This window comes from Stenotrophomonas daejeonensis (assembly GCF_001431505.1).
Taxonomy (GTDB): domain Bacteria; phylum Pseudomonadota; class Gammaproteobacteria; order Xanthomonadales; family Xanthomonadaceae; genus Stenotrophomonas; species Stenotrophomonas daejeonensis.
In genome coordinates this window covers 1-3,736 of the sequence record NZ_LDJP01000098.1, presented here as the reverse complement: position 1 = coordinate 3,736, position 3,736 = coordinate 1, and the positions used below count along the sequence as shown (strand labels likewise).

The window sequence follows — 3,736 nt, the reverse complement described above, 5'->3', positions numbered from 1 at the left end:
TGGCGCCCGAAGTTGGACTCGAACCAACGACCCCCTGATTAACAGTCAAGTGCTCTAACCGGCTGAGCTATTCGGGCGGGGACGCGCATTCTATACGCCTGTCACGCGCGATGGTAGGGGTGGTTGGCCAACATCGCCGCGGCGCGGTACAGCTGTTCGGCCACCACCAGCCGCACCAGCATGTGCGGCAGGGTCAGCGGGCCCAGCGACCACTTTTCGTCGGCGGTGGCCGATACCTCCGGCGAGTGCCCTTCCGGGCCGCCGATCAGGAACGCGAGGTCACGGCCCTGCGCGCGCCAGTGCTCCAGCCGCTGCGCCAGCTGTTCGGAGCTCAGTTGGCGGCCGGGCACGTCCAGCGCCACCACGTACGGGTTCTTCGGCAGCGCCGCCAGCACGCGCCTGCCTTCGTCGTCGATCGCGCGCTTCGCATCGCGGCCCTTGCCGCGCAGGCCCGGCTCGATCTCCACCAGTTCCAGCGGCAGCCAGTGCGACAGCCGCTTCTGGTATTCGGCGAAGCCCTGCGCCACCCACGACGGGGCGCGTTCACCGGTGGCGATCAGGCGGGCTTTCATGCGCATGGCTCCTTGCGGGGGCTTGAAACGAAGACGGCGCCTCGCGGCGCCGTCATGGCAGTGCCGGCGCGGCCGGTCAGCCGGCGTCCTGCATGCCGTCGTCGTCGGCCGGGGCCTGGTCGCCCACGGTCCACAGGCGTTCGAGCGCGTAGAACTCGCGTACCCGCGGCAGCATGACGTGGACGATGACGTCGCCCAGGTCGACCAGTACCCACTCGGCCTCGCGCTCGCCTTCCACGCCCAGCGGCATCACGCCCAGGTCCTTGGCGAAGCGCACCACTTCGTCGCCGATGGACTTGACGTGGCGGGTCGAGGTGCCCGAGGCGATGACCATGTAGTCGGCGACGCTGGACTTGCCGCGCACGTCGATCTGCACCGCATCCTTGGCCTTGAGTTCCTCCAGCGCCGCGTTGACGGAGGCCAGCAGGGCCGGCACGGACGGCGGTGGGTTGGGCAACTGGGTCTTGATGACTTGGGCTTCGGTGGTCAAAGCGGCATGGCTCGATGAATGAAGGGGGCGATTATAGGGAAACCGGGCACCGCCGGCATTCACGCCGTGGCGCCGCAGCCGTACAGGCCGTGGGCGGCGACATACCCGGCCACCGCCGCCGGCAGCAGTTGCTGCCAGTCACCGCCACTGGCGATCAACCGGCGCACGGCGGTGGCCGATTCGGCCTGCAATGGCTGCCGCAGGCGCCAGACCCGGCCGGCGGCGCGTTCGCGCAGGCAGGCCGGGGCATCGGCCCAGGCACCCTGCAGGCGCCGTTCGAGCACCGCCGGCATCGCCGTTTCCAGCACGCTGCCGGGGCGATCGGCCACCACGATGTGGGCTAGGTCGAGCAGGTGTTCCCATTCGTGCCAGGTCGGCAGGCCGAGCAGGCTGTCGGCGCCCATCAGCAGGGCCAGCGGCCGCGCGGCGCCGGTTTCGGCGCGGATTTCGCACAGCGTGTCCACGCTCCATGACGGCACGCCCGGCTGGCGCGCGGCGCGTTGCAGCTCGCGGGTATCGACCTGCAAACCCGGCTCGCCCGCGATCGCCAGTTCCAGCATGCGCGTGCGCTGTGCGGCGTCGGCGCCGGGTGGCGGGCGATGCGGCGGATCGGCGGCTGGCATCAGCCGCACCGGCACCGCCAGTTCGTCGCGCGCATGGCGGGCGATGGCGAGGTGGCCGTTGTGGATGGGGTCGAAAGTGCCGCCGTAGAACAGCAGCAACGCCGGCCCTGGAGCGGAACCGGCAGCCACGTCAGCGCGTGCCACGCGCCAGCAGGCGCACCGCCTGCGCCTCCGCCAGCGCCAGCAGCAGGCGCTCCAGCGCCAGCCACGGATCACCGGCGGCGCGGCCCTTGGCCATGCGGTCCACCTGCGAGGCCTCGGCGGCGAAGCGCTCCCAGCGCTGCGGGGCCGGATGCCGCTGCAAGGCGCGCTTGAACGGCGCCTGCCACGATTCCCAGATGCCGCGGGCTTTCATTTCCACGCCGAGGTTGCCGCCGGTGGCCTGCACCCTTGCCAACCCCGCGGTCAGCAGCAGTTCGCGGATCAGGATCGGGGTCAGCGCGGCCACCGCCTCGCCTTCGCCGCGCAGGCCGGCCAGCATGCGCACGACCGCCTGCGGCTGCCCGGAGAACGCGGCCTCGACCAGCCGGAACACGTCGTAGCGCGCGGCGTTGGCGACCAGTTCCTCCATCTTCGCCACGTCCAGCACCTCGCCATCGGCGAGCAATGCCAGTTTGTCGATCTCCTGCGCGGCGGCCAGCAGGTTGCCTTCGACCCGCTCGCTCAGCCGCTGCACCGCCGCCGGCTCGGCGCGCACGCCCTTGCCGCGCAGGCGGCGCTCGATCCAGTCGCCCAGTTCGTGCGGCTTGATCGCCCACGCCACCGACAGCACGCCGGTGCGGTTGACCGCATCGGCCCACTTGCCGTGGTGCGACTTGCTCCATTCGCCGGCGGTGATCAGCAGCACCACGTCGCCCGGCGGTTGCGCGCAGAACCCGCTGATGACCTCGGCGCCCTCCTTGCCCGGCTTGCCGCCCGGCAGGCGCAGTTCGATCAGCCGGCGCGAGCTGAACAGACTCGGCGCGTTGAAGCTGGAGGACAGCTGCCCCCAGTCGAAATCGCGGCCATCGGCGTCGAACACCTCGCGCTCGCCGATGCCTTCGGCGCGTGCCTTGGCGCGCACCGCGTCGGCCGCCTCGATGACCCGCAGCAGTTCCGGCCCGGCGATCAGGTAGACCGGCGCCAGCGGCTGCGAAGCGGCCTGGGTGGCAAGTTGTTCCGGACGCAGCTCCATAGGTTCAGCGCCCGCGCCCGCAAGCCCGCGGCGAGGCTGCCGGCTCAGTCCGCATCGTTGCCATCGATATCGTTGCCGCCGGCATCGTCGTCATCGACATCCGTACCGGCGCCATCCAGCGAACGCCCCTGCTGGATTTCGGCACGGGCCACGCTGTCGATGCGGCGCAGGATCGAGGCCGACATTTCTCGGCGCAGCTCGTCGGCGAGGATCTCGCGCTCGGTGGTGGTGCCGGTGGCGTCGGTCGGCTGCGAGACGTAGTCGCGCGACATCTCGATGGCCTGCTCCGGTACCAGCACGCTGCCGTCCGGGCGCAGGAAGGTGAAGATCACCGCGTAGCGCAGGCTGTATTCCTGGGCGCGGCCGCGCGCGTCGATGGCGATGGGCAGGTCGCCCCAGCGCTCGGAGCGGATCTTCAGCCTGGCCACGCCCATCGCCTTGCCATCATCCCCCTGCAGCGCCTCGTCCGCTTCGACGACCGTGGCGCCCGAGGTCCGCAACCCGCGGTTGAGCAGCTTCACCAGCTCGCTGTAGCGCACCGAGGATTCCACTTTGACCGCGGGCACGTCGTCGGGCAGCGTGAGCTTGTTGCGCAGGTGGAAGCCGCAGCCGGACAAACCGGCGGCAAGGAACAGGGCAATCAGGTATCGGGTCATGGACACAAGTCTGGCGGAGCCGGCCGGGAGCGGCAACAGGAATCGGCCGGCATCATCGCGCATCGCGCGTGAGCGGGGATGAAACCGGCGCGGCGTTCAATGCCAAGGAAGGTTCTTCGCCGAATGGACCATGCCGTCGGGGGCGTAGCCCCAACCTGCCTGGCAGCGTGAGCTTTGAAGCCCCTCTCCCACCGGGGCGGGAGGGCACGGCTTGCGCGCCA

General features: G+C 70.6%; 5 protein-coding genes and 1 tRNA gene. All 6 read right to left on the bottom strand.

From position 1 onward, the window contains the following. Nucleotides 1-77, bottom strand: a tRNA-Asn gene (locus tag ABB34_RS14015). A gap of 24 nt (nt 78-101) precedes the next feature. After that, nucleotides 102-572: a 23S rRNA (pseudouridine(1915)-N(3))-methyltransferase RlmH gene (rlmH, locus tag ABB34_RS14010; RefSeq protein WP_057641996.1), complete on the bottom strand. Its 471-nt coding sequence runs from the start codon at nt 570-572 to the stop codon at nt 102-104. 76 nt (nt 573-648) lie between these two features. Continuing rightward, nucleotides 649-1,062 (bottom strand): ribosome silencing factor, encoded by a 414-nt coding sequence (gene rsfS / locus ABB34_RS14005; RefSeq protein ID WP_057641994.1) that lies wholly within the window; start codon nt 1,060-1,062, stop codon nt 649-651. A gap of 59 nt (nt 1,063-1,121) precedes the next feature. Further along, the gene (gene nadD, locus ABB34_RS14000) at nt 1,122-1,814 is read right to left on the bottom strand and encodes a nicotinate-nucleotide adenylyltransferase (RefSeq protein WP_057641993.1); all 693 of its coding nucleotides are present in this window, start codon (nt 1,812-1,814) and stop codon (nt 1,122-1,124) included. Nucleotide 1,815: 1 nt separating this feature from the next. Next, on the bottom strand, nt 1,816-2,859 hold the full coding sequence (gene holA / locus ABB34_RS13995) for a DNA polymerase III subunit delta (protein WP_057641992.1): 1,044 nt from the start codon (nt 2,857-2,859) through the stop codon (nt 1,816-1,818). 44 nt (nt 2,860-2,903) lie between these two features. Next, on the bottom strand, nt 2,904-3,515 hold the full coding sequence (locus ABB34_RS13990) for an LPS-assembly lipoprotein LptE (protein WP_057641995.1): 612 nt from the start codon (nt 3,513-3,515) through the stop codon (nt 2,904-2,906). Nucleotides 3,516-3,736: the final 221 nt, after the last annotated feature.